General features: G+C 74.0%; 22 protein-coding genes. 11 read left to right on the top strand and 11 right to left on the bottom strand.

All coding sequences use genetic code 11. The features are described 5' to 3' along the window. Positions 1 to 232 precede the first annotated feature (232 nt). The 6 genes from mihF (at position 233) to ACZ34W_RS13880 (ending at position 6,440) form a co-directional block, all read left to right on the top strand. The gene (gene mihF, locus ACZ34W_RS13855; RefSeq protein ID WP_030056187.1) at positions 233 to 559 is read left to right on the top strand and encodes an integration host factor, actinobacterial type; all 327 of its coding nucleotides are present in this window, start codon (positions 233 to 235) and stop codon (positions 557 to 559) included. Positions 560 to 608: 49 nt separating this feature from the next. Further along, positions 609 to 1,166 (top strand): guanylate kinase, encoded by a 558-nt coding sequence (gene gmk, locus ACZ34W_RS13860; RefSeq protein ID WP_465603792.1) that lies wholly within the window; start codon positions 609 to 611, stop codon positions 1,164 to 1,166. A 36-nt stretch (positions 1,167 to 1,202) separates the two neighbouring features. Next, complete coding sequence (gene rpoZ / locus ACZ34W_RS13865; RefSeq protein ID WP_030056185.1) at positions 1,203 to 1,469, top strand: DNA-directed RNA polymerase subunit omega; 267 nt, start codon at positions 1,203 to 1,205, stop codon at positions 1,467 to 1,469. A gap of 152 nt (positions 1,470 to 1,621) precedes the next feature. Next, entirely contained in the window at positions 1,622 to 2,857 is a 1,236-nt protein-coding gene (gene coaBC, locus ACZ34W_RS13870; RefSeq protein WP_465603794.1) for a bifunctional phosphopantothenoylcysteine decarboxylase/phosphopantothenate--cysteine ligase CoaBC, read from the top strand. 150 nt (positions 2,858 to 3,007) lie between these two features. Next, positions 3,008 to 4,216: a methionine adenosyltransferase gene (gene metK / locus ACZ34W_RS13875; RefSeq protein WP_329486768.1), complete on the top strand. Its 1,209-nt coding sequence runs from the start codon at positions 3,008 to 3,010 to the stop codon at positions 4,214 to 4,216. Positions 4,217 to 4,349: 133 nt separating this feature from the next. Next, positions 4,350 to 6,440 carry a primosomal protein N' gene (locus ACZ34W_RS13880; protein ID WP_329486767.1) on the top strand — a complete coding sequence of 697 codons (2,091 nt, stop codon included), beginning with the start codon at positions 4,350 to 4,352 and terminating at the stop codon, positions 6,438 to 6,440. Positions 6,441 to 6,621: 181 nt separating this feature from the next. On the opposite strand, the gene ACZ34W_RS13885 is transcribed toward ACZ34W_RS13880, so the two are convergent. Beyond that, positions 6,622 to 7,233, bottom strand: a complete 612-nt coding sequence (locus ACZ34W_RS13885) for a hypothetical protein (RefSeq protein ID WP_329486766.1) — start codon at positions 7,231 to 7,233, stop codon at positions 6,622 to 6,624. A gap of 394 nt (positions 7,234 to 7,627) precedes the next feature. Between ACZ34W_RS13885 and def the strand changes: the two genes are divergently transcribed. The 3 genes from def to ACZ34W_RS13900 all read left to right on the top strand — a co-directional run bounded on the left by def (position 7,628) and on the right by ACZ34W_RS13900 (position 10,855). Continuing rightward, on the top strand, positions 7,628 to 8,173 hold the full coding sequence (gene def / locus ACZ34W_RS13890) for a peptide deformylase (protein WP_329486765.1): 546 nt from the start codon (positions 7,628 to 7,630) through the stop codon (positions 8,171 to 8,173). 53 nt (positions 8,174 to 8,226) lie between these two features. After that, positions 8,227 to 9,174, top strand: coding sequence for a methionyl-tRNA formyltransferase (gene fmt / locus ACZ34W_RS13895; RefSeq protein ID WP_329486764.1), 948 nt, complete (start codon positions 8,227 to 8,229; stop codon positions 9,172 to 9,174). A 247-nt stretch (positions 9,175 to 9,421) separates the two neighbouring features. After that, the gene (locus ACZ34W_RS13900; RefSeq protein WP_329486763.1) at positions 9,422 to 10,855 is read left to right on the top strand and encodes an RsmB/NOP family class I SAM-dependent RNA methyltransferase; all 1,434 of its coding nucleotides are present in this window, start codon (positions 9,422 to 9,424) and stop codon (positions 10,853 to 10,855) included. A gap of 71 nt (positions 10,856 to 10,926) precedes the next feature. Here the strand turns inward: ACZ34W_RS13900 and ACZ34W_RS13905 are convergent, their stop codons facing one another. The 10 genes from ACZ34W_RS13905 to ACZ34W_RS13950 all read right to left on the bottom strand — a co-directional run bounded on the left by ACZ34W_RS13905 (position 10,927) and on the right by ACZ34W_RS13950 (position 20,946). Further along, the gene (locus ACZ34W_RS13905) at positions 10,927 to 11,364 is read right to left on the bottom strand and encodes a hypothetical protein (RefSeq protein WP_465603798.1); all 438 of its coding nucleotides are present in this window, start codon (positions 11,362 to 11,364) and stop codon (positions 10,927 to 10,929) included. After that, the gene (locus tag ACZ34W_RS13910) at positions 11,355 to 11,816 is read right to left on the bottom strand and encodes a MarR family winged helix-turn-helix transcriptional regulator (RefSeq protein ID WP_465603800.1); all 462 of its coding nucleotides are present in this window, start codon (positions 11,814 to 11,816) and stop codon (positions 11,355 to 11,357) included. Before ACZ34W_RS13910 ends, ACZ34W_RS13905 begins: the two co-directional genes overlap by 10 nt. A gap of 89 nt (positions 11,817 to 11,905) precedes the next feature. Beyond that, positions 11,906 to 12,259: a DUF6204 family protein gene (locus ACZ34W_RS13915; RefSeq protein ID WP_359809638.1), complete on the bottom strand. Its 354-nt coding sequence runs from the start codon at positions 12,257 to 12,259 to the stop codon at positions 11,906 to 11,908. A 108-nt stretch (positions 12,260 to 12,367) separates the two neighbouring features. After that, entirely contained in the window at positions 12,368 to 13,621 is a 1,254-nt protein-coding gene (locus ACZ34W_RS13920; RefSeq protein ID WP_465603931.1) for an MFS transporter, read from the bottom strand. A 2-nt stretch (positions 13,622 to 13,623) separates the two neighbouring features. Then, positions 13,624 to 14,271 carry a GNAT family N-acetyltransferase gene (locus ACZ34W_RS13925; protein WP_465603803.1) on the bottom strand — a complete coding sequence of 216 codons (648 nt, stop codon included), beginning with the start codon at positions 14,269 to 14,271 and terminating at the stop codon, positions 13,624 to 13,626. Then, a complete protein-coding gene (locus ACZ34W_RS13930; RefSeq protein WP_465603806.1) occupies positions 14,268 to 15,521 on the bottom strand; it encodes a type III PLP-dependent enzyme in 1,254 nt (417 codons plus the stop codon). The genes ACZ34W_RS13925 and ACZ34W_RS13930 overlap by 4 nt, the downstream gene beginning before the upstream one ends. A gap of 21 nt (positions 15,522 to 15,542) precedes the next feature. Then, positions 15,543 to 16,856, bottom strand: a complete 1,314-nt coding sequence (locus ACZ34W_RS13935) for a DUF6271 family protein (RefSeq protein ID WP_465603933.1) — start codon at positions 16,854 to 16,856, stop codon at positions 15,543 to 15,545. 14 nt (positions 16,857 to 16,870) lie between these two features. Next, entirely contained in the window at positions 16,871 to 17,977 is a 1,107-nt protein-coding gene (locus tag ACZ34W_RS13940; RefSeq protein WP_329486757.1) for a phytanoyl-CoA dioxygenase family protein, read from the bottom strand. 881 nt (positions 17,978 to 18,858) lie between these two features. Further along, positions 18,859 to 19,794 carry a helix-turn-helix transcriptional regulator gene (locus ACZ34W_RS13945; RefSeq protein WP_329486756.1) on the bottom strand — a complete coding sequence of 312 codons (936 nt, stop codon included), beginning with the start codon at positions 19,792 to 19,794 and terminating at the stop codon, positions 18,859 to 18,861. 42 nt (positions 19,795 to 19,836) lie between these two features. Then, the gene (locus ACZ34W_RS13950; RefSeq protein WP_465603809.1) at positions 19,837 to 20,946 is read right to left on the bottom strand and encodes a GlxA family transcriptional regulator; all 1,110 of its coding nucleotides are present in this window, start codon (positions 20,944 to 20,946) and stop codon (positions 19,837 to 19,839) included. Positions 20,947 to 21,109: 163 nt separating this feature from the next. On the opposite strand from ACZ34W_RS13950, the gene ACZ34W_RS13955 reads away from it, so the two are divergent. Next, positions 21,110 to 21,940: a S1 family peptidase gene (locus ACZ34W_RS13955; protein WP_329486754.1), complete on the top strand. Its 831-nt coding sequence runs from the start codon at positions 21,110 to 21,112 to the stop codon at positions 21,938 to 21,940. Positions 21,941 to 22,038: 98 nt separating this feature from the next. Further along, positions 22,039 to 22,509 (top strand): NUDIX domain-containing protein, encoded by a 471-nt coding sequence (locus ACZ34W_RS13960; protein WP_465603811.1) that lies wholly within the window; start codon positions 22,039 to 22,041, stop codon positions 22,507 to 22,509. Positions 22,510 to 22,515: the final 6 nt, after the last annotated feature.

Consider the following 22,515-nt stretch of genomic DNA (forward strand, 5'->3'; position numbering starts at 1 on the left):
GCGGTCATTTTGCCCGGGAAAGTCCTGGTCGGCCTTGGCTGACCAGGACTTTTCGTGTTCTTTTCCTGACGTGGCGCCGCAATCCGGGTAGTGTCCGGCGATAGGTCATCGAAGAGCGGCGATTCCCGTTGCTCTCGCAGGTCAGAGCCGTGAGGTTCCCCTGCGGCCGGTGTCCTGGGAACCAAACCAGTCATAGCTCAATCCCTTCCTTCCACACCCTGAGGTGAACGGCGTGGCTCTTCCGCCCCTTACCCCTGAACAGCGCACCGCCGCGCTCGCCAAGGCCGCCGAGGCTCGCCGGGAGCGCGCCGAGGTCAAGAATCGGCTCAAGCACTCCGGCGCCTCCCTGCACGAGGTGATCAAGGCCGGCAAGGCCGACAACGACGTGATCGGCAAGATGAAGGTCTCCGCGCTCCTGGAGTCCCTCCCCGGCGTGGGCAAGGTCCGCGCCAAGCAGATCATGGAGCGCCTCGGCATCAGCGAGAGCCGTCGTGTCCGTGGCCTCGGTACGAACCAGATCGCCTCCCTGGAGCGGGAGTTCGGCGGCGGTGCCGCCTGACCGTGCCCCCGTGGTCCCGGGAGCGTCCGCGATCCGGGATAATCGGTGCATGAGTGAGCGTCCGCGGCTGACCGTGCTCTCCGGCCCCTCGGGGGTCGGCAAGAGCACGGTCGTCGCTCATATGAGGAAGCAGCACCCCGAAGTCTGGCTCTCGGTGTCGGCGACGACCCGCCACCCGAGGCCCGGCGAGCAGCACGGGGTCCAGTACCACTTCGTCGACAACGACGAGTTCGACAAGCTGATCGCCAACGGTGAGCTGCTGGAGTGGGCCGTGTTCGCGGGCAACCGCTACGGCACCCCGCGCCAGGCCGTACTGGAGAAGCTGGAAGCCGGCGTGCCGGTCCTGCTGGAGATCGACCTGCAGGGCGCCCGTCAGGTGCGCGAGTCGATGCCCGAGGCGCAGCTGGTCTTCCTGGCTCCGCCGAGCTGGGGGGAGCTGGTCCGCCGGCTCACCGGCCGGGGCACCGAGCCGCAGGACGTCATCGAGAAGCGGCTGGAGGCGGCCAAGGTCGAGCTGGCCGCCGAGACGGAGTTCGACACGAGCCTTGTCAACACCTCGGTCGAGCAGGTAGCGGCCGAACTGCTAGCCTTGCTCGGTGTAGTCTGACCTGTCTGTCTTTTCCACCTTTCGGAAGGTTTTCGCGTGTCCTCTTCCATGACCGCGCCCGAGGGCATCATCAACCCGCCGATCGACGAGCTGCTTGAGGCCACCGACTCCAAGTACAGCCTCGTGATCTACGCCGCCAAGCGCGCGCGTCAGATCAACGCGTACTACTCGCAGCTCGGTGAGGGCCTGCTGGAGTACGTCGGCCCGCTGGTGGACACCCACGTGCACGAGAAGCCGCTGTCGATCGCGCTGCGCGAGATCAACGCCGGCATGCTCACCGCCGAGGCGGTCGAGGCGGCCTGAGCCGGTCTCCCTGTCTGTTCTGTCGAAGGGCCCGTCGGATCCGTTCCGGCGGGCCCTTCGGCGTGCCCGGGGGCGGTGCGGGGTGCACCGTGCCGCCGGCCGGCGGGGGGTCGTAGGGTGAGCACGTCCCGAGCGAGGAGAGAGTGGGAAGCATGAGCGCGAGCACGGACCGGTCGGACGCACCGCGCGTCGTCCTCGGCGTCAGCGGCGGCATCGCCGCCTACAAGGCGTGCGAGGTGCTGCGGCGGTTCACCGAATCCGGCCACCAGGTGACCGTGGTGCCCACCGAGGCCGCGCTGCACTTCGTCGGCGAGGCCACCTGGGCCGCGCTCTCCGGCCGTCCCGCCGCCACCGAGACCTGGGAGCGGGTCCACGAGGTGCCGCACGTGCGGATCGGGCAGAGCGCCGACCTCGTCGTGGTCGCCCCCGCGACCGCCGACCTGATGGCCAAGGCCGCCCACGGGCTCGCCGACGACCTGCTCACCAACACCCTGCTGACCGCGCGCTGCCCGGTCGTCCTGGCGCCGGCGATGCACACCGAGATGTGGGAGCACCCGGCGACCCGGGAGAACGTGGCCACGCTGCGCCGCCGGGGCGTCGTGGTGCTGGAGCCCGCCGTCGGGCGGCTGACCGGCAAGGACACCGGCAAGGGGCGGCTGCCCGAGCCGTCCGCGATCTTCGACGCCTGCCGGGCGCTGCTGCGCCGGGGCGCGGCCGCGGCCGACCTGGCCGGCCGGCACGTGGTGGTCTCGGCCGGCGGTACCCGTGAGCCGCTGGACCCGGTGCGCTACCTCGGCAACCGGTCCTCCGGCAAGCAGGGCTACGCGCTGGCCGCGACCGCCGCGGCGCGCGGCGCCCGGGTGACGTTGCTCTCGGCCAACGCGGAGCTGCCCGACCCGGCCGGGGTCGACGTGGTGCACGTCTCGACCGCGCTGGAGCTGCGGGAGGCCGCGACGAAGGCGGCGGCGGACGCCGACGCGGTGGTGATGGCCGCCGCGGTGGCCGACTTCCGCCCGGCCGAGTACGCCAGCGGCAAGATCAAGAAGGTCGAGGGGGTCGAGCCGGCCCCGGTCGCGCTGGTCCGCAACCCGGACATCCTGGCCGAGCTCTCCGCCCAGCGGCCCCGTTCGGGTCAACTGGTGGTGGGTTTCGCGGCGGAGACCGACGACGTGCTGGCGAACGGTCGCGCGAAGCTCGCCCGCAAGGGCTGCGACCTGCTGGTGGTGAACGAGGTCGGCAACGGCAAGGCCTTCGGCACGGACGTCAACGAGGCCGTGATTCTGGGCTCGGACGGCACTGAGACGGGGGTGCCGGTGGGGCCGAAGGAGGCGCTCGCCGACGTGGTCTGGGACCTGGTCGCGAAGCGGTGGCAACCGGTCGCCGAGTGATCTCAAGAGGTGAGCAACCGGTCTCCTTTTCCGGAATCGAGTCCCGATAGCCGGTAGCTGACCGTTACACTCCAGGAATCAAGTCTTTCCGGATGTCCCCGGTCCGCCGGGGGCCTTCAGTCAGCAGCCGCTGCAACCCCAGGGAGCGCTGTGTCTCGCCGCCTGTTCACCTCGGAATCCGTGACCGAGGGACACCCCGACAAGATCGCTGACCAGATCAGCGACACCATCCTTGACGCTCTCCTGCGAGAGGACCCGACGTCCCGGGTCGCCGTGGAGACGCTCATCACCACCGGCCAGGTGCACGTGGCCGGCGAGGTGACCACCAAGGCTTACGCGCCGATCGCGCAGCTCGTCCGGGACAAGATCCTGGAGATCGGCTACGACAGCTCCAAGAAGGGCTTCGACGGCGCCTCCTGCGGCGTCTCGGTGTCCATCGGTGCCCAGTCGCCCGACATCGCACAGGGTGTCGACACGGCGTACGAGGCCCGGGTGGAGGGTGACGAGGACGACCTGGACAAGCAGGGCGCCGGTGACCAGGGCCTGATGTTCGGCTACGCGTCCGACGAGACGCCCGAGCTCATGCCGCTGCCGATCACCCTGGCGCACCGCCTCTCGCGTCGCCTCTCCGAGGTCCGCAAGAACGGGACGATCCCGTACCTGCGCCCCGACGGCAAGACCCAGGTCACCATCGAGTACGACGGCGACAAGGCCGTCCGCCTCGACACCGTGGTCGTCTCCTCGCAGCACGCGAGCGACATCGACCTCGACTCGCTGCTCACCCCGGACATCCGCGAGTTCGTCGTGGAGCCGGAGCTCAAGGCGCTCGCCGAGCAGGGCATCAAGCTCGTGACCGAGGGCTACCGCCTGCTGGTCAACCCGACCGGGCGCTTCGAGATCGGCGGCCCGATGGGCGACGCCGGCCTCACCGGCCGCAAGATCATCATCGACACCTACGGCGGCTTCGCCCGGCACGGCGGCGGCGCCTTCTCCGGCAAGGACCCGTCCAAGGTGGACCGCTCGGCCGCCTACGCGATGCGCTGGGTGGCGAAGAACATCGTCGCCGCCGGCCTCGCCAGCCGCGCCGAGGTGCAGGTCGCGTACGCGATCGGCAAGGCCGAGCCGGTCGGCCTCTTCGTGGAGACCTTCGGCACCGAGACCGTGCCGGTGCTCACCATCCAGAAGGCCGTCACCGACGTGTTCGACCTTCGCCCGGCCGCGATCATCCGCGACCTGGACCTGCTCCGCCCGATCTACTCGCAGACCGCCGCGTACGGCCACTTCGGCCGTGAGCTGCCGGACTTCACCTGGGAGCGGACCGACCGGGTCGAGCAGCTGAAGAAGGCCGTACAGGACTGACCCGCGGTCGGCCCGACCGATCGGACCGCAGGCGGCGGCCGCCCCGACACGGGGGCGGCCGCCGCCTGCGGCGTTCCCCGGTCGGGGGCCGGTGCGGGCGTCATGTCGGTGTGACCTGGTAGTACTGGGAGCGATGAGCAGCACGCAGGGGAGTGACGAGGCCGGGGCGGCGCCGGAGCAGCTTGCCTTCATCCGGGAGACGGTCCGCCGGGCCAAGCCCCGGACGTGGCACGGCGCCAAGCGGGCCGAGCACCTGCCGGTGGCCCGGGTGGTGGTCGACAAGGGCGTCCTGACCATCGACAAGTTCTTCGACTACGAGGTGCCCGCCGCGATGGCGGACGACGCCCGGCCCGGCGTCCGGGTGCGGGTGCGTTTCGGGGCGCGGGTGGTGAAGGGCCAGCGCGAGGGCGGGGAGCTGCACGACGGGTTCATCGTCGAGCGGCTGGAGAAGAGCGACTTCCCCGGTCCGCTGGCGCCGCTCGCCCAGGTGCTGTCGCCCGAACCGGTCCTCACCCCGCAGCTGCTCCGGCTCTGCCGCACCGTCGCCGACCGGTACGCCGGCACCCTGGCGGACGTCCTCCAGCTGGCCGTACCGCCCCGGCACGCCAAGGCCGAGGCCGAGCCCTCGCCGCCGCCCGGCCCGCTGCCCGGGGCACCGCAGCCCGGCGGCTGGTCCCGCTACCCCGCCGGGCCCGACTTCCTCGCCGCGCTGGCCGCCGGCGGCCAGCCGCGCGCGGTCTGGACGGCGCTGCCCGGCCCCGGCTGGCCCTACGAGATCGCCCGGGCGGTCGCCGCCACGCTGGCGAGCGGGCGGGGCGCACTGGTCGTGCTGCCGGAGGGCCGGTCGGTGGCGCGGGTCGACCAGGCGCTGACCGAGCTGCTGGGCGAGGGCATGCACGCGACCCTGGCGGCCGACCTCGGCCCCCGCGAGCGCTACCGGCGCTGGCTCACGGTGAGCCGCGGCTCGGTGCGCGCCGCCATCGGGACCCGCGCCGCCATGTTCGCGCCGGTGCACGACCTCGGGCTGGTGGTCGTCTGGTCGGACGGCGACAGCAGCCACAGCGATCCGCGCAGCCCGCACCCGCACGTGCGGGAGGTCGCGCTGCTGCGCGCGGCGGAGGAGGGCGCCGGCGTCCTGCTCGGCGGGCACGCCGTCACGGTCGAGGGCGCGCAGCTGGTCAGCACCGGCTGGGCCCGGCCGCTGGTGGCCGACCGGGAGACCGTCCGGCAGGTGGCGCCGAGGGTCCGTACCGTCACCGACCAGGACCAGCACCGGGACGCCGCCGCCCAGGCCGCCCGGCTGCCCTCGGTGGCCTGGGAGGTGGCCCGGGAGGCCCTGGCGAGCGGCGGCCCCGTGCTCATCCAGGTGCCGCGCCGCGGCTACGTGCCCCGGCTGTCCTGCGGGAACTGCCGCACGCCGGCGCGCTGCCGCCGCTGCGAGGGCCCGCTGGAGGCCTCGGCCGCCGACGCGCCGCTGCACTGCGGGTGGTGCGGGGAGGGCGCGGCCGACTGGCACTGCCAGGAGTGCGGCTCGTTCCGGCTGCGGGCCCAGGTGATCGGCGCCCGGCGCACGGCGGAGGAGCTGGGCAAGGCGTTCCCGCGCATCCCGGTCCGGACCTCCGGGCGGGACGCGGTGCTGGCGACCGTCCCCGCCGAGCCCGCCCTGGTGATCTCCACCCCGGGCGCCGAGCCGGTGGTGGAGGGCGGCAGCGGCTACGCGGCCGCCCTGCTGCTGGACGGCTGGGCACTGCTCGGCCGCCCGGACCTGCGGGCCGGTGAGGAGACGCTGCGGCTCTGGCTGACCGCCGCCGCGCTGGTGAAGCCGTCGACGGAGGGCGGCGCGGTGGTCGTGGTGGCCGAGCCGACCGCGCGGCCGGTGCAGGCGCTGGTCCGCTGGGACCCGCTCGGCCACGCCGGGATGGAGCTGGAGGAGCGGGCGCAGCTGCACTTCCCCCCGGTGTCGCGGATGGCCTCGGTCAGTGGCAGCCCGGCGGCGGTGGCGGATCTGCTCGGGCTGATCCGGCTGCCCTCCGAGGCGGATGTGCTGGGGCCGGTGCCGGCGCCCGCGCTGCGGGGGGAGGAGCAGGAGCGGGCGCTGTTGCGGGTGCCGCCCGGGCAGGGCGCGGCGCTGGCGACGGCGCTGAAGGCGGCGCAGATCGCGCGGATCGCGCTGCGGACGCCGGAGGCGGTGAAGGTGCGGATCGATCCGACGGACATCGGGTGAGGCCCGGGGGCGGTCGGGTGGTCCGGAGGGTGTGGGCCGGGGTCTCGGGTGGCTTCGGCGGGTGTGGGCCGGTGGTTCGGGTGGCGTCGGCCGGGGTGTCGGGTGGGTTCGGTCGGCGTCGGCCGAGCGGGGCCCGTGCGGTTCGGCGTGATCGGCCGGACCGCACGGGCTGCCGTCGGGCTCAGCCGCGCAGGGGGATGCCCGGGCGGTCCAGGGCGCCCCGGTCGTGGGTAGGGCGGTCGTGCGCCGCCGCGCGCTCCAGTACGGCCCGGTCCAGGGCGCTGCGGTCCAGGCCGCCCTGGCGGGCCGCCGGGACGGTCGCGGCCAGTCCGGTCGGGGCGGGAGCGGCGGCCGGCAGCTCCTCGGAGCGGTCCGGCCGGGTCGGACCGGGCACCCCCGGGACGCCGCCGGCCGGCACCCCGCCGGCCGCCAGCAGCTCGCTGGTCGGCCGGCGCATCCCGTAGCGCCGGTGCACCGCCTGCTTGGTGACCCCGAGGGCCGAGCCCACCGAGTCCCAGGAGAAACCCAGCGCGCGGTCGAACTCGACCGCCGCCGCGACCAGCGTCTCCACGCTCTCGCGCAGCTCCTGCGCCAGCCGCACCGTCGGCGCGGGCGCCCGCCCGTACACCACGAACCCGGCCGAAGTACTGGGGCGGCGCGGACGGTAGACGTTGCCCAGCTGGGCGGTGAGCGTCCGCAGCGCGTCGACCTGCCGCCGGACCCGCTCGATGTCCCGCACCAGCAGGTGCAGGCTCGCCCGCGCCCGGGCGTCGTGATTGATCTGCTCGGCCATGGCCTACGTGCCACCTTCCGTACGGTTCAGCTCGGCCGGAACGTGATGTCCCGCGCGTTCCGGCCCCGGTCAATCTCACTTGACCAACGCCGGACCGCCCGCCGGGGTCACGCAGCCGGGCCGACTCGGGATATGCCAGAACACGGTGCCGGGAGTCGAAGGCCTGCGCGGGAGCGGTGCGGAGGGGCGGGCGGTGCCGCGATCCGATTGCATAGACTTGGCCGGTGGTCGGCCCGTCGGGCGGTCGTGGGCGGGTCGGTGACCGCTCGGTGACCGGTCCGTGGTCCGAACTCCCGGGGCCCGCCCGTGGCACGCCGAACGCTCGAAACCCGAACGCCGAAGTCCCGCACCTCCCGCACTCCTCAACTCCCCGACGGACAGGAGCCCGTACGCCGTGGCGATCCAGCCGATCCGCATCTTCGGAGACCCCGTCCTGCGGGCCACCGCCAAGCCGGTGACCACCTTCGACAAGGAACTGCGCAACCTCGTCCGGGATCTCACCGAGACCATGCTCGACGCCCCCGGCGCCGGTCTCGCGGCTCCCCAACTCGGCGTCTCCCTACGGGTGTTCACCTATCACGTGGACGGCGTCACCGGGCACCTGATCAACCCCGACCTGTCGCTGACCGAGGAGGAGCAGGACGGCCCCGAGGGCTGCCTCTCGCTGCCCGGCCTGCGCTACGACACCAGGCGCGCGTACGGCGTGGTCGCCAAGGGCTTCACCATGTACGGCGATCCGGTCACGGTCGAGGGCACCGAGCTGCTCGCCCGCTGCATCCAGCACGAGACCGACCACCTCGACGGCATCATCTTCATCGACCGCCTCGACCGTGAGCGGCGCAAGGAAGCGCTGAAGGCGATCCGCGAAGCGGACTGGGGCGAGGGCCCCGCGCCCGTCGTCCGGGTCTCCCCGCACAGCACCTTCGGCTCCGCGCGCTGACCACCACCCCGGTCGCCGCTCCCACGGAATTCCCGCTACCAGAAAGGCCCTTGATGCGCCTCGTGTTCGCCGGCACCCCCGAGGTCGCCGTTCCCGCCCTGGACGCCCTGCTCGCCTCCGACCGGCACGAGGTCGTCGCGGTGGTCACCCGCCCCGACGCTCCCGCCGGACGCGGGCGCAAGCTGGTCGCCAGCCCGGTCGCCCAGCGCGCCGAGGAGGCCGGGATCGAGGTCCTCAAGCCGGTGAAGCCCAGCGACCCGGAGTTCATCGCCCGCCTCACCGAGCTCGCCCCCGACTGCTGCCCGGTGGTCGCGTACGGCGCGCTGCTGCGCCCCGGCGCGCTGGAGATCCCCAAGCACGGCTGGGTCAACCTGCACTTCTCGCTGCTTCCGGCCTGGCGCGGCGCCGCCCCCGTGCAGCACGCGGTGCTGGCCGGCGACGAGGTCACCGGCGCCTCCACCTTCCTGATCGAGCAGGGCCTGGACTCCGGTCCGGTCTACGGCGTCATCACCGAGGAGATCCGCCCGGCCGACACCAGCGGCGAGCTGCTCGACCGGCTCGCGCACTCCGGCGCCCGGCTGCTCGCCGCCACCATGGACGGGATCGCCGACGGTTCGCTGCACGCCGTCCCGCAGCCCGCCGAGGGCATCACGCTCGCGCCGAAGCTCACCGTCGAGGACGCGCGGATCGACTGGGCCCACCCCGCCCTGCGGATCGACCGCGTGGTCCGCGGCTGCGCCCCCGCCCCCGGCGCCTGGACGCTGTTCCGCGGTGAGCGGCTCAAGGTCTCCGGCCCGGTGAAGCTGCTGGCGGACGCCTCCGCGCTCGCCCCCGGGGAGTTGGCCGTCGGCAAGAACAGCATCCGGGTCGGCACCGGCAGCCACGAGATCGAGCTGGGCGAGGTGCAGCCGCAGGGCAAGAAGCCGATGCGCGCGGCCGACTGGGCCCGGGGGGCGCGGATCGAGTCCGGCGAGCGCTTCGAGGACGCCGCGCGCCCGTAGGACGGCGCTTCCGCCGGGACAGCGCTCCCGTGCCGGATGCCGTGCCGCCGGATGCCGTGCCGCCGGTCCCGTCTCGCCCGGGCGGGGCCGCCGGGCCCGGCGCGGGAGCGGTGCGGCGCGGGTCCGGGGTCCGGCACGGGCCGGGGCCGGGGTGTACCTTCGGACGAGTCTCCCCGGGCGACGAGTCTCCCCGGACCATGGGGAATACTGTTCGTTCGATAACCACCGCAGCACTTTGAGGCACCTTTTGAGCACTCCCAGCGCCGGCCGCGCGCCCCGTCCGCACCGTCGTCCCAAGAAGGACCCGGCGCGCATCGTCGCGTTCCGCGCCCTGCGGGCCGTCGACGAGCGCGACGCCTACGCCAACCTGATCCTGCCGTCCCTCCTGCGCGAAGCCGAGCAGAAGGGCATGGACCGGCGCGACGCCGCCCTCGCCACCGAGCTGGTCTACGGCACGCTACGCCTCCAGGGCACCTACGACGCCGTCATCGCCGCCTGCATCGACCGGCCGCTCAGCAAGGTCGACCCGCCGGTCCTGGACGTCCTGTCGCTCGGCGCCCACCAGCTGCTCACCACCCGCATCCCCAGCCACGCCGCCGTCTCGGCGACCGTCGAGCTGGCCCGGGTGGTCCTCGGCGACGGCAAGGCCAAGTTCGTCAACGCCGTCCTGCGCCGGATCAGCGCCCACGACCTGGACGCCTGGATCGCCAAGGTGGCCCCGCCGTACGAGAAGGACGCCGAGGACCACCTCGCCGTCGTCCACTCGCACCCCCGCTGGGTGGTCGCCGCCCTCTGGGACTCGCTCGGCCGCTGGCAGCCCGACGCCTCCGACCGCACCGCGATCGAGGAGCTGCTGCGCGCCGACAACGAGCGCCCCGAGGTCACCCTGGTCGCCCGCCCCGGCCGGATCGCCGTCGCCGACCTCGCCGAGGCGCTGCCCGAGGCCGAGCCCGGCCGCTGGTCCCCGTTCGCGCTCCGGCTCGCCGAGGGCGGCGACCCGGGCGCGCTCCCGGCCGTCCAGGAGAACCGCGCCGGCGTCCAGGACGAGGGCAGCCAGCTGGTCGCGCTCGCCCTGGCCGCCGCGCCGCTCGACGGCCCGGACCGGGTCTGGCTGGACGGCTGCGCCGGCCCCGGCGGCAAGGCCGCGATGCTCGCCGCCCTGGCCGCCCAGCGCGGCGCCGCCCTGGTGGCCAGTGAGAAGCAGCCGCACCGGGCCCGGCTGGTGGCCCGCACGCTGGAGGGCAACCCCGGCCCGTACACCGTGATCGCCGCCGACGGCACCCGCCCCGCGTGGCGCGCCGACAGCTTCGACCGGGTGCTCGTGGACGTCCCCTGCTCCGGCCTCGGCGCGCTGCGCCGCCGCCCCGAGGCGCGCTGGCGCCGCCGGCCGGCGGACGTCGCCGCCTTCGGCCCGCTCCAGCGCGACCTGCTGCGCGGCGCCATCGACGCCACCCGGATCGGCGGCGTCGTCGGCTACGCGACCTGCTCGCCGCACCTCGCCGAGACCAGGGCCGTGGTGAACGACGTGCTGCGGGAGCAGGGTGGCCGGGTCGAGTGGATCGACGCCCGCCCGCTGCTGCCCGGCGTGCCGTCGCTGGGCGAGGGCCCGGACGTCCAGCTCTGGCCGCACCTGCACGGCACCGACGCGATGTACCTGGCGCTGCTGCGCCGGACGGCGTAGCCGGGAGGCGGGGCAAGGAGGGCCGGTCGCGGGTGCGGTCGGCCCTCCGGCGTCTGCCGGGGGCCGGTTCGTCAGGGCGTCGCGAGTGCGGCGAGGAGTGCGGCGGCCTGGTGGCGGAGCCGGTCGAGCGGGAGGTCGTCGCAGTACAGGTCCGCACCGGGGATGCTGAAGGAGCCGAACCGGTGCACCGCTTGGTAGGCGAGGTACGGGCGGTGGCCGGCGCGGAGGTCCAGGCCGCACGCGAGGGTGGCGAAGTGGCCCTGGTCGCCCTCGCTGTCGGGGGCGGCGAGGTACCACTCGGCCTCGAACGGCTCGGGGCCGGACGGCAGCTCCACGAGGGCTCGGGCCAGCGCGCGGACGTCGTCGGCCGTGTCGAACAGCAGCGACTCGGACACGTACGGGGAGGCCACGAGCAACTCCCACCCGGCAGGGGTGCGGTGGACGGCGAGCGTGGAGGTGCCCTCGGCGGACGTCCAGTGGCAGAGCAGCGGCGGGTCGGTCAGGTCCATCCGGTCAGGGGGCGGTCGGTGAGGCCGGTGCCGCCGAGGCGGGTGGTCAGGCCGGCGAACAGGGCGATGTCGTCCGGGCTCCAGGAGGGTGCGGCGAACAGCTCGTCGGCGACGCGTTCGGCGGTGGCGCGGATGTCCCGGAGCAGGGTGCGGCCGGTGTCGGTGAGCGCCGCGTAGGCGACCCGGGCGTCCCGGGCGTCCGGCTCGCGGGTCACCAGGCCGATGCGCTCCAGCGGGGCGAGCCCCCGGGTGACGCCGGAGGCGGTGAGGCCGAGCGCCTCGGCGAGGTCCACCCGGCGCATCCGGCCGCCGGGCGCCTGGCCCAGCCGGAGCAGCAGGGTGAAATCGGCCAGGCTGACCCCGTGCAGGCCGCTCAGGCTCGCGTCGAACCGCCGTACCAGGGCCGCCTGCGCCCGGACCAGGCGCAGGGCCGCGTCCAATGTGGAACTCATTGCCACATCCTTGACTACTCAAGTATAGCTGCGGACTGAGCCGTCGAGGAGGTGGCGGAGCGGGGGGTGCGGGATCGTGCGGGGTGGGATCAGGCGGTGCGGGCGGCTCGGCGTTGGCGCTTGCCGACAGCGGCCTGGGAGAGGTCCTCGGCCTGCGACCGGAGGTTCTTGTAGCCGTAGCCGTGTTCGTCGAGCCAGGCCTTCGCCGCCCCCTCGGCCCGGTCGGCGGCCTCCAGGATGTCCTCCTCGGCCTCGCCCGAGTCCAGGAAGCGGAAGGTGAAGGCGGGGCGCGAGGCGAGGTCGTAGCTGAGGTGCCCCTCGGGCGTGAACGACGCGTACAGCACGTCGTGTTCGGCCGCGCGGGCGAGGAGTTCGGCGTGCTGGTCGGCGTCGAGGCCGTCGAAGGAGCCGCGGACGGTGACGCGGAAGGTGCGAGTGGTCATCCCTCGACCCTAGCCATCGGGGCCGGTCCGGTTCCACCGCGTTTCGCCGGGGGCGTCAGGCCTGGGCCCGGGGCACCGGGTGGGATCCCACCCGGTGCCCCGACGGGCTCAGGCCTCGCGCAGGGCGGCCTCGGGCGGCGCGATGCCGTCGGGGCCGGCGGAGGCCGGCGCGGCGGGCTCCGCGCCGCCCAGCGCGGGCCAGCGGATCTGCGTCGCGCAGAGTGAGACGACGGCGGCGGACGCGGCCACCGCGGCCATGCCCCACACCAGGCTGCTGCCGTTGGCGATGAAGCCGATCACCGCCGGCCCCGCGAGCAGGCCCGTCGTCCCGGTGGCGGCGACCAGCGCCAGCGCGTCCGAGCCCTGCCGGGCGGCGGCCACGTAGATGCACGGGGTCACGGCCGCGACGCCCAGCCCCACGCAGGCGAACCCGAGCAGCGTCGGCACCACCCCGCCGGCCAGCAGCGCGAGTGCCAGGCCGCCGCCCGCCAGCAGGCTGCCGAAGCGGACGATCCGCCCGTCGCCGAAGCGGGTGCGCCAGCCGTCGGCGAAGATCCGGGCCGCCACCATCATGACCGAGACGACGGCGATGCCCAGCGGGGCCAGCTGGGGCGCCGCGTTGACGACGTCCTTCAGGTAGAGGGCCGACCAGTCGTTCATGGCGCCCTCGGTGATGGTGCCGAACACCATCGCCAGGCCCATCCAGATCGTCACCCGCGAGGGCAGCGTCAGCCCGCGTCGCTTCTTCGGCGCCTGCGGCTCGGCGGCCTCCGGCGCTTCCGCGGCCGCCTTCCGGTCATCCGTCAGCATCCCCGTCTGGGCGAGCCCGAGGAGCAGCAGGAGGACGACGGCGGCGAGGCCGAAGTGCACGGACAGGGTGGTGGTGAAGGCGTTGACGCCGGAGGCGAGCAGGGCGGCGAGCAGCGAGCCGGCGCTGAAGGTGGCATGCAGCCTGGACATCGCCGTCCGCCGGTACTTGACCTCCAGGGCGGCGCCCTGCGCGTTCATCGCGACGTTCAGGCAGCCGACCGCGATGCCGTCGAAGCAGGCCACCACCAGGGTCACCGGGTAGTTGGGCGCCACGGTGAGTCCGAGCAGCACCAGGCCCAGGGCGAGCGCCGACAGGGTGGCGAGCAGCCGTGAACCGAGCCGCTTCATCAGCGCCGCGACCAGCGGGAAGGACACCGCCGCGCCCACTCCGCAGACCATCAGCAGCAGGCCGAGTTCGGCCTCGCTCAGGTCCAGCCGGCTCTTCAGCGCGGGCAGGCGGGAGACCCACGTCGCGTACTGGAAGCCGAGGAAGCAGAACAGGGCCGCGATGGCCAGTTGGGCTCGGCGGTAGTCGTCGCGCAGGCGGAGCATGTTCATCGAACCACTTCGTCTTTCAGGGGTGACCCGGGGAACGGGCCGTGGGGGTGCCGCGGCGCCCCGGAGCCGGCTGCGGCGAGCAGGGCCGTGGGGGTGGGAGCCGCCGGGAGGGGAGGCGCGGCGGGGGGAGCCGTGCGCAGGGACATCGACATGTAGACCGCCTGGGGGCCGTAGCTCGCCGGGAGTTCGACCTCCGGCTCGGCGCGGTAGCCCAGCGGGGCCCAGAGGACCTCGCTGCCCCGGACGGCCACCAGCGAGATGGTCTCGAACCGCCGCAGCCGGGCCGTTCGCGCGAGGTGGCCGAGCACCAGGGGCGCGAGCCCCCGGCCGCGCAGCTCCTCGGCGATCACCAGGTCGTGCGCGTGCATGTTGGTGGACCGGACGCCGGCGGCCTCCGGCCGGCTCAGGTCCGGGCACGCGTGGAGCGGGTAGGGCAGGGCGAGCAGGTAGCCGCCGAGGCGCCCCCGGTGCTCCACCGCGAAGCAGGTGGTGGGCGAGGCCCGGCCCCGGGACTCCAGCGCCGCCCGCCCCTCGGACAGACCGCTCGCGCTGTAGGCGCGGGCCTCCAGTGCCACGACCTCGTCCCAGTCGTCGGCGGCCAGCAGTCGGACGCGGACGCCCTCGGCGATCTCGTCGGCCATCATGCGGGACCTCCCTCGGAGACGGGAACGGGGGTGCGGGCAGGCGCGGGGGTGGGGCGGCCGGTGCTGTCGGTCCGGCGGACGCAGGTGTACGGGAGCGGCTCGAACCCGTTGAAGCCCTGGGTCGTGTACGCCGTGGCGTAGGCACCGCAGGAGAAGATCCAGACCGGATCCCCGGAGGCGGCGGCCGCCGGCACCGCGACGAGGCCGTCGTCGTCGGTGTACGCGTCGTCGCTGTCGCAGGTCGGGCCCGCGACGACGGCCGATAGGTAGCCGCCCTCGGTGGCGGAGTCCCGCGGATGGGCGGGGAACTCCATCCGGTACTGCAGTTCGTCCATCTCGTACAGGCCGTTGAACTTGCCGCAGCCCAGGTAGAGCCAGTGCTGCCGCTCGCCGTCGAGCTGCTGCCGGGAGGTCAGCCGGGCGACCTGGGTCCGGATGGCGCCGTGGTCCGCGACCAGGTGGCGCCCCGGCTCCAGGAGGAAGTCCAGCGGCGCCGCCGACACCTCCCGGAGTCGCTGCATGCCCTCCCGGAGTACGGCGAACATCTTGTCCACCGGCGGGTCGAGCGGCCGGCCCCGCTTGTCGAGGACGCCGAGGGCGGGCAGGCCGCCGCCGAGGTTGACGTGGTCCAGCAGGATGCCCCGCCGGTCCAGCTCCTCGACCACGGCGGTGAGCGAGTCCAGCGCGCTCTGCCAGGCGTCGGAGGTCATCTGCTGCGACCCGACGTGGACGGAGAGCCCCGACGGGGTCAGCCCCGCCGCGCGCGCCTCCTCCAGGACCAGGACGGCGTCCGCCGGTGAGCAGCCGAACTTCCGGCTCAGGCCCCAGAGCGCGCCGTCCCCGGTGGTGGCGACCCGGCAGAACACCCGGGCACCCGGGGCGTGGACGGCGAGCGCCGCGACGTCCTCCAGGCTGTCCGTCGCGAAGTCCCGGACGCCGAGCCGGTACGCCTCGGCGATGTTGCGGTCGGACTTGATGGTGTTGCCGTAGTGGATCCGCTCGACCGGGACGCCGGTGCGCAGGGCCTGGGCGATCTCCTGCGGGCCGGCCGCGTCGAAGCCGGCGCCCAGCTCCGCCAGGTGGGCGAGGACCTCGTCCACCGGGCACGCCTTCATGGCGAAGCGGACGGCGATGCCCGGCAGTTCGCGCAGCAGCGCCGTGTACTGGCTCTCGATCCCGTCCAGGTCGTAGTAGATCCGGTCGTCGGTCGCGGCCGCCAGGGCGGCGCGCAGAAGGGTGTTCTCAGACATCGTCGATAGCTCCAGGCCCGGTCAGCGGGCCAGCTGCTCGGGGCCGGTGGCCTTGCACGCCCGCACCAGCGGACCCCACGCCCCGATCAGCAGTGCGAAGTCCTCGGTGTCCGCCTGTGCCTCGTCGAGCAGGCGGTCCCGCAGGGTGAGCAGATGGTCGGCGAACTCGGCGTACTTGCCGCCGAGTCGGCGGTAGGCGCCGTCCAGGACGGACAGCCGGCGGACGTTCTCCGCCCGGTCCGTCGCGATGCTGCGCCGGACGGAGTCGGCGATCACGGCGACCCGTACGCGGTGCTCGTCGTCGAGCAGCGCACCGCCCGCCGCCTCCATGTCGAAGTACACCGGGTAGAGGTAGAGCATCGACAGCAGGAACTTGGTGAACCGCAGCTGGTAGGCGGTGAATCCGGCGCCCGTGCGGCGCTCGGGGGTGTAGTAGTTCACGATGTGCCGGTTGTGCACCACACCGGGAAGGGTGGCGTCGCGCACCACGTGCAGGAGGAAGTAGTCGCTGCCGATGGTGTCTGTCGCGGACGGCAGCGACAGGCGCTCGTACACCGCGTGGTCGAAGCCGATGTTGCACATGTCGACCCGCCAGATGTCCGGGAGGTCCAGGACGGCGCGGTCCTCGGTGAACGGGTCGGTGCCACCGCCCACGAAGGAGTCGTCGACCAGCTCCCGCTTCTCCTGCTCCGACGCCCCGGCCGGCGCCCAGAGCGCGACGACCTCGTCGTAGACGGCCGGGTCCAGCTCGCGGATCTCGCCGATGTCGACGGAGAGTTCACCGACGAAGGAGCCGCCGACCATCGCCACCGGCTTCTCGGCGTGCGCCGGGTCGAGGGCGTTCTCGGTGACGCCGGCCGCCGCGTCGGCCGCCCGCTTCCCGAGGGACAGCAGCTCGTGGTGGATCGGGAAGACCGGCTTCCCGTCCAGGACCTGGTAGTGGCTGTCGGAGTCCCGGCGGTGGACGGAGCGGCAGCCGAGGGCGGCGGCGATCAGGAACGCCCGGTTGGTGCAGGCGCCGTAGGAGACGGCGTCCGGCAGCATCAGGTCGAGCACCCGGGCCGGTTCGGCGACCGCGGCGGCGTCGATCACCCGCCGCAGGAACGTCCGCTGCCGGGCTTCGTCGAGGTGGTGCACGACCACGCCCGCCGCCCCGGGCAGCGCGTCCACGGCCTTGGCGTGGACGGCGAACGTCGGCTCGTCGGAGGAGTCCAGCACCAGCAGGTGCACCTCGACGCCGAACTGCGCGGCGGCGTAGGCGGCTTCCTCGCCGATGGACGCGATGGTGTCGGCGCAGGCCCGGTTGGTGGGCAGGGTCAGGCAGATCCTGTCCACGCCGGCGGCCCGGTTCACGCGTCGCCGTCCGGGGTGCTGTGTCGGACGGTGTGCTGTGCGGTGTGCTGTGCGGTGTTCGGTTCGGTCTCCGGTTCGGTGCGCTGCTCGGCGTGCCAGGACTCCAGGCCCAGCAGTTTGGCGCCGAGGTCGCTCAGCTCGGCCTTGCCGTAGCGCAGCGACTCGTGCTTCCGCGGGTCGCCCACCAGCGTCTTGTTCCACGTCGGGGTGGAGAGGTCGCGCCAGGAGGCGATCCGCGAGGCCTTGAGCTCCTCGTGCTCCTCCAGCGCCGGCATCATCGAGAGGTACTGGACCGCCCGGACGCCCTGCTCCGAGGTGTTGCGGGCCACGCCGTGGGCGAGCAGGCCGTTCCAGATCAGCAGGTCGCCGGCCTTCAACTCGGGCCGCACGACCGGGAACTCCGCACGGTCGACGGCGGGCCGGATCGGGTCGCGGTCGGCCGGCTGAGCGGCCTGCCACTGGTTGAACCGCCGGAACAGCTCGGGGTTGCACTGGAAGCCGCCGTGGTCCGGCCGGGTGTCGTTGAGCGCGATGATCCCCTGGACGCGCTGCGGCAGGATGCCGAGCGTGGTGTCGACATCCCAGTGCAGCTCGATGTCGAAGCCCTTGTCCGTCGCCTCGATCAGCGCGCGGTCACGGTTGCCGACGTTCGGCGGGTTGAGGTTGAGTCGGTCCAGCGTCACCCAGAGCTCTTCGCAGTCCCAGACGTCGACGAACGCGTCGTAGACCCGCTGCGCCTGGCGGCTGTCCCAGATCAGCTGGTGCTGGTAGGCCTCGACGAAGCCGTAGATGTGCAGGTGCTGGGCCAGTTCGTCGGCGAACTCCCGCTCCTCGTACCAGGTCTCCGGCCGCTCCGGGTCCAGGCCCTGGAAGTCCCAGGCGAAGTCCAGCAGCCGCTTCGCCGCCTCGGCCGGGATCGCCTCCCGGACGACGACGTAGCCGTACGTCTGCCAGAACGAGTAGTCCTCCTCGGAGAGCACGCGCAGCGGCCGCGCCTTCTCGATGTCCTTCAGCGGTGTCCTGGCGAGGTAGGTCTCGCCGTCGTTGCTGAAGTACGGGGTGTCGGAGGCGGCCCGATACAGGTATCCGTCAGGCTTCGGCATGCAATCACTCCAGAGGTCGGGAAACTACTGCGGCCGGGACGCAGCGCCGGTTCACGGGGCGGCTCCTGCGCCCGTACGCACCGCCGTTCCCGTTCCGCCGCGCGCACGGCGGCATCGCCGCAGGGCGGCGTCGGAGGACGGCCGACCGGCGGCAACGCGTGCTCGGGCGCGGACGGTTCGGGGCGCGGTGGCCACGAACGGCCGGCGGCGGACGGCTCCTGGGAGAGCGCGGCCGAAGGCGCCGGTCGGGTGAAGGTGAAGGTGAAGGGGGAGAGGGCGGAGGGTGGTTGATCGGGGTGTCGGGCGACGGGGCTTCGGACAGCGGGGAGGTTGCGGGTCTCGCGGTTCCCGGCGGCGCTCAGCGCGCGTGCGGTTCCTGCGGGGGTGGCGGGCCCGGTCGGGCCCTCGGGGCTGTCGCATCCAGGGACGGACCGCCCGCTTCCCGCGGGGACGGGGCCGGGATTCCTTCCTCCTTCTTGTGTTCGAAGCCCCCGACGCGTCGTTGACGCCCTCGGTGGACATGCGGCGGCGTCGGCCAACTCGCGTGTCCGGCACGGGGCATCGCCAGGACTTCCCACCTCGTCAAACTTGCTTCCCCTACGGTGGACTAGACCAACTTGTGGTGTCAACCCTTCTCCGGAGGAGGCTCGCGGCCGCCGACGCGATCCGTGGGAACGGGCGGTGACCAGGCCGGAGTTGCGGCGGAGGAACGGCCTGCGCGGCCGGTGGCGACCCCTGCCCGAAGGCGCCGGGCGGTTGCCCTTTCGGGCAACCGGGGCATGAGCGGCCGCCGGGTCGGCGTTGGTGACGGGGATGGCGACGGCGCTGGAGCCAGTGGCGGGCCGGGGCGGGGGCGGGCCGGGAGCCGGCCTGTCCGGCGCCTAGCGGGCGTGGTCCTCGCGCCGGGCGTGGTCGTCCGAAGGGCGGCCCTGAGCGGTGCCGGTCGGGGGGGCCGGGTGGTCGGCCGGGGTCTGCTGCGCCGTCCAGGCCAGCAGCAGCCGCAGGGCGTCCTCGGACGGACTGCCGGGCTCGGGCGCGTAGGTGATCAGCGCCTGGGCCGGGTCGTCGGCCGCCCGCAGGGTCTCGTAGGTCAATTCGAGCGTGCCGACCACCGGGTGGTGGAAGCGCTTGACCCCGGACGTCTTGTCCCGCACCGGGCGTTCGGCCCACCAGGTGCGGAACTCCCGGCTCTTCATCGCGAGTTCACCGATCAGCTCGCGCAGTCGCGGGTCGTCGGGCCGGCGGCCCGCCTCCATGCCCAGATGGGCCACGTTCCCCCGCGCGCACTCGTCCCAGTCCGCGTACAGGGAGCGGGACTCGGGGTGCAGGAAGGTGATCCTGGCGATGTTGCGCGCGGCGGGTTCCAGGGCCGCGAAGTCGCCGAACAGCGCGCTCGCCGCCCGGTTCCAGGCCAGCACGTCCATCCGCTGCCCCATCACCAGCGCGGGCAGCTCCGGGAGGGACCGCAGGAGGGTCCGCAGCATCGGCCGGACGCGCTGCGGCTCCTCCGCCGCCGGCGCGGCCCGCCGCGTGGCGGCGGCCGGGCGGGCGATCCGGTGCAGGTGCCGGGTCTCCTGCTCCTCCAGGCGCAGCGCCCGGGCCAGCGCGTCGAGCACCGCCGGCGAGGCGTTGCGGACCCGGCCCTGTTCCATCCGGGTGTAGTAGTCGACGCTGACCCCGGCGAGTTCGGCGATCTCCTCGCGGCGCAGGCCGGCGACCCGCCGCCGGGCGCCCGCGCCGGGCAGGCCGACCTCCTGGGGCAGCAGCCGGGCGCGGCGGGAACGCAGGAAGACGCCGAGGGCGGTCGGGGAACTCATGTGCCGATTCTGGCCGACGCGCCGCCGTCGTGCCTGGTCCTGTCAGGACCAGGCACGACGATCGGCCGGGGCGCGGCGGTCGTGCGGGGGAACCGGTCGGTCGGCCCGGTCCGCTGCCGGGGCGTCGCCGGCCGGGCGGCCGTCGGCCCAGGTCAGGGTGGAGACGAGGGAACGGAAGGCCGCCCGGTAGGTCCGGGGGCTGGTTCCCGTGTGGTGCTGGAAGTGGTGGCGCAGGTTGGCGGGCGTGCCGAGCCCCGTGCGGGTGGCGATGCGTTCGACCGGCTCGTCGCCGCGCTCCAGCAGGCGCTGCGCGAGCTGGATGCGCGCGCGGAGCAGGTACTGCAGCGGCGGCAGCCCGGTCTCGGCCCGGAAGCGCCTGGTCAGGCCGCGGACGGTGAGTCCGGCGTGGTCGGCGAGGTCGTTCAGCGTCAGCGGCCGGTCGAGGTGGGCCTCCAGCCACCGGAGCGTCGGCCCGAGCCGGGAGCCCCCGGGACCCGGTGCGCGAGCGGTACCGGTGGTGGCCGCCGACGCGGTGGTGGCCGCCGCCCCGCTGGAGGCCGCCGGCCCGGCAGGCCCGTGCAGTTCCAGGAAGACCTGCCGCTCCGTCTCGATGGCGACCGGCTCGCCGTGGTCCAGGGTGATCAGCCGCAGGCAGAGGTCGACCCCGCCGAGCACCCCCGCCGCGCTGTGGAACGGCGCCGCGTCCGTGACCGAGCCCTCCGGGTCGACCTCGATCCGGGGGTGGCGCCCGGCCAGTTCGGCCGCGTACCGGCGGCCGGTCGCGGCCCGCCGCCCGTCCAGCAGCCCGGTGGCGGCGAGGGTGAACGTCCCCGTCCCGATCGCACCGATCCGGCTGCCCCCGGCCGCCGCGGCCCGCAGCGCGTCGACGACCCCGGGCGGCGGCTCCGCACGGAAACCGTCGTGGCCGGGCACCAGTACGGTGTCCGCACCCGCCAGCCCCTCCAGGCCCCACGGTGTGTCGAGCCGGAACGGTGCCGGCGCCCCCGTCGTACGGAACCCGGGGCCCGCGCAGTACCGCACCTCGTACCCGACGTGCGGGTGGTGGCGCGCGGCGGCGCCGAAGGAGATCCCCGGCGCGGTGAGCTGGTGGCCCGGTACGCCGTCGAGGGCGAGGACAGCGATCACTGGCATGTCCAGAATTTAGCCGAGGGTGACATCGGAGCCGCTGTTCCGGGCGCGGGCCGGTGCGAAGGATGGGCGGTACGCGGCACCCGCACCGCCGGGGCGTCCGCGCCACTCCTGATCCGAACACCCCAGAAGCGCGCTCGCGCGCACCCCGAACGAAGGACCTGCCATGCCCGCTTTCAGCTCCCTGGCCCGCCGAGCGGCCCGCGTCGCCACCGTCGCCCTGGCCGCGACGGTGTGCGCCACCGCCATGACCGGCAGCGCCGGAGCCATCGTCAACGGGACGGACGCCACCGGGCGCTACCCGTACATGGCCTCGATCCCGATGTCGGCTCCGACGCAGGGCCTGGCCGACGGTGTCTGCGGCGCGACACTGATCCACCCGCAGTGGGTGCTGACGGCGGGCCACTGCCTCGACCCCGAGATCGGCGTGGTCCTGGACGGCACCGTCCGGATCGGCTCGGACCGGCGCACGTCCGGCGGCACCGTGCGCACCATCGAGCGGACGATCACCCACCCCGGCTACGGGATCGGAACCGGCGGCGGCGGAGCCAACCAGGACGACCTCGCGCTGATCCGGCTGGACCGCCCGGTGAGCGAGCAGCCCGTCCGGATCGCCGACCGCGCGGCCCGGCCCGGTACGCCGACCCGGCTGCTCGGCTTCGGCAGCGTCGCCGACGTGGACACCCCGCAGCGGGCCGAGTTCGCGAACCGGCTCCAGCAGTTGGAGACCCGCCGGGGAGCCGTCGACGAGTGCGCCCCCGGCCGGGCGGGGTGGCTGCGCCTCTGCACGGTCAGCCAGGTGCCGGGCGCGATGGCCTGCTTCGGGGACTCCGGCGGCCCGCAGCTCCAGAAGGGCCGGGGCGGCCGCTGGGAACTCGTCGGCACCACCTCGGGCGACGGCGACACCGACCCGACCTGTTCGACCGGCCCGGGCCTCTACACCAGCGTTCCGGCGTACGCGGACTGGATCCGGCAGACGATCCACCAGAACAGCTGACTCCCGGCGGCGGCAGCGCCCGGCGCTGCCGCCGGCCGCCGGGGCAGTATGGGAACGCCGCCCCACCGGTCGCCGAAGAGTCGAGGAGAGCTGACCACGTGGCACGAACCGAGTTCTACGACGATCCCGGCGCGCCGGAGCCGAACTGGCTGGTGGTGGCCGCGTCGGCCGTGGTGACCGACGAGGACGGGCGGGTGCTGCTCCAACGGCGCGCCGACAACGGCCTGTACGCGCTGCCGGGCGGCACGATGGACCTCGGTGAGTCGCTTCCCGGCACCGCGGTCCGGGAGGTCCGCGAGGAGACCGGGCTCGTCGTCGAGATCACCGGGCTGGTCGGCACCTACACCGACCCCCGGCATGTGATCGCCTACTCCGACGGCGAGGTGCGGCAGCAGTTCAACGTCTGCTTCACCGCCCGCGTCACGGGCGGGGAGCTCCGGATCTCCGACGAGTCGACCGACCTGCGGTTCGTGGCTCCGGACGACATCGGGGACCTGCCGATGCACCACACGCAGCGGCTCCGGCTCCGGCACCACCTCGACCACCGGGCGACGCCCTACCTGGGGTGACCGCCG

Source organism: Kitasatospora sp. NPDC022856 (genome assembly GCF_055561235.1).

Coding starts and splice junctions, on each gene's coding strand:
- gmk (WP_465603792.1), top strand. CDS start 609: ATGAGTGAGCGTCCGCGGCTGACCGTGCTCTCCGGCCCCTCGGGGGTC.
- coaBC (WP_465603794.1), top strand. CDS start 1,622: ATGAGCGCGAGCACGGACCGGTCGGACGCACCGCGCGTCGTCCTCGGC.
- ACZ34W_RS13880 (WP_329486767.1), top strand. CDS start 4,350: ATGAGCAGCACGCAGGGGAGTGACGAGGCCGGGGCGGCGCCGGAGCAG.
- ACZ34W_RS13885 (WP_329486766.1), bottom strand. CDS start 7,233: ATGGCCGAGCAGATCAATCACGACGCCCGGGCGCGGGCGAGCCTGCAC.
- fmt (WP_329486764.1), top strand. CDS start 8,227: ATGCGCCTCGTGTTCGCCGGCACCCCCGAGGTCGCCGTTCCCGCCCTG.
- ACZ34W_RS13905 (WP_465603798.1), bottom strand. CDS start 11,364: ATGGACCTGACCGACCCGCCGCTGCTCTGCCACTGGACGTCCGCCGAG.
- ACZ34W_RS13910 (WP_465603800.1), bottom strand. CDS start 11,816: ATGAGTTCCACATTGGACGCGGCCCTGCGCCTGGTCCGGGCGCAGGCG.
- ACZ34W_RS13915 (WP_359809638.1), bottom strand. CDS start 12,259: ATGACCACTCGCACCTTCCGCGTCACCGTCCGCGGCTCCTTCGACGGC.
- ACZ34W_RS13920 (WP_465603931.1), bottom strand. CDS start 13,621: ATGCTCCGCCTGCGCGACGACTACCGCCGAGCCCAACTGGCCATCGCG.
- ACZ34W_RS13925 (WP_465603803.1), bottom strand. CDS start 14,271: ATGATGGCCGACGAGATCGCCGAGGGCGTCCGCGTCCGACTGCTGGCC.
- ACZ34W_RS13930 (WP_465603806.1), bottom strand. CDS start 15,521: ATGTCTGAGAACACCCTTCTGCGCGCCGCCCTGGCGGCCGCGACCGAC.
- ACZ34W_RS13940 (WP_329486757.1), bottom strand. CDS start 17,977: ATGCCGAAGCCTGACGGATACCTGTATCGGGCCGCCTCCGACACCCCG.
- ACZ34W_RS13945 (WP_329486756.1), bottom strand. CDS start 19,794: ATGAGTTCCCCGACCGCCCTCGGCGTCTTCCTGCGTTCCCGCCGCGCC.
- ACZ34W_RS13950 (WP_465603809.1), bottom strand. CDS start 20,946: ATGCCAGTGATCGCTGTCCTCGCCCTCGACGGCGTACCGGGCCACCAG.
- ACZ34W_RS13955 (WP_329486754.1), top strand. CDS start 21,110: ATGCCCGCTTTCAGCTCCCTGGCCCGCCGAGCGGCCCGCGTCGCCACC.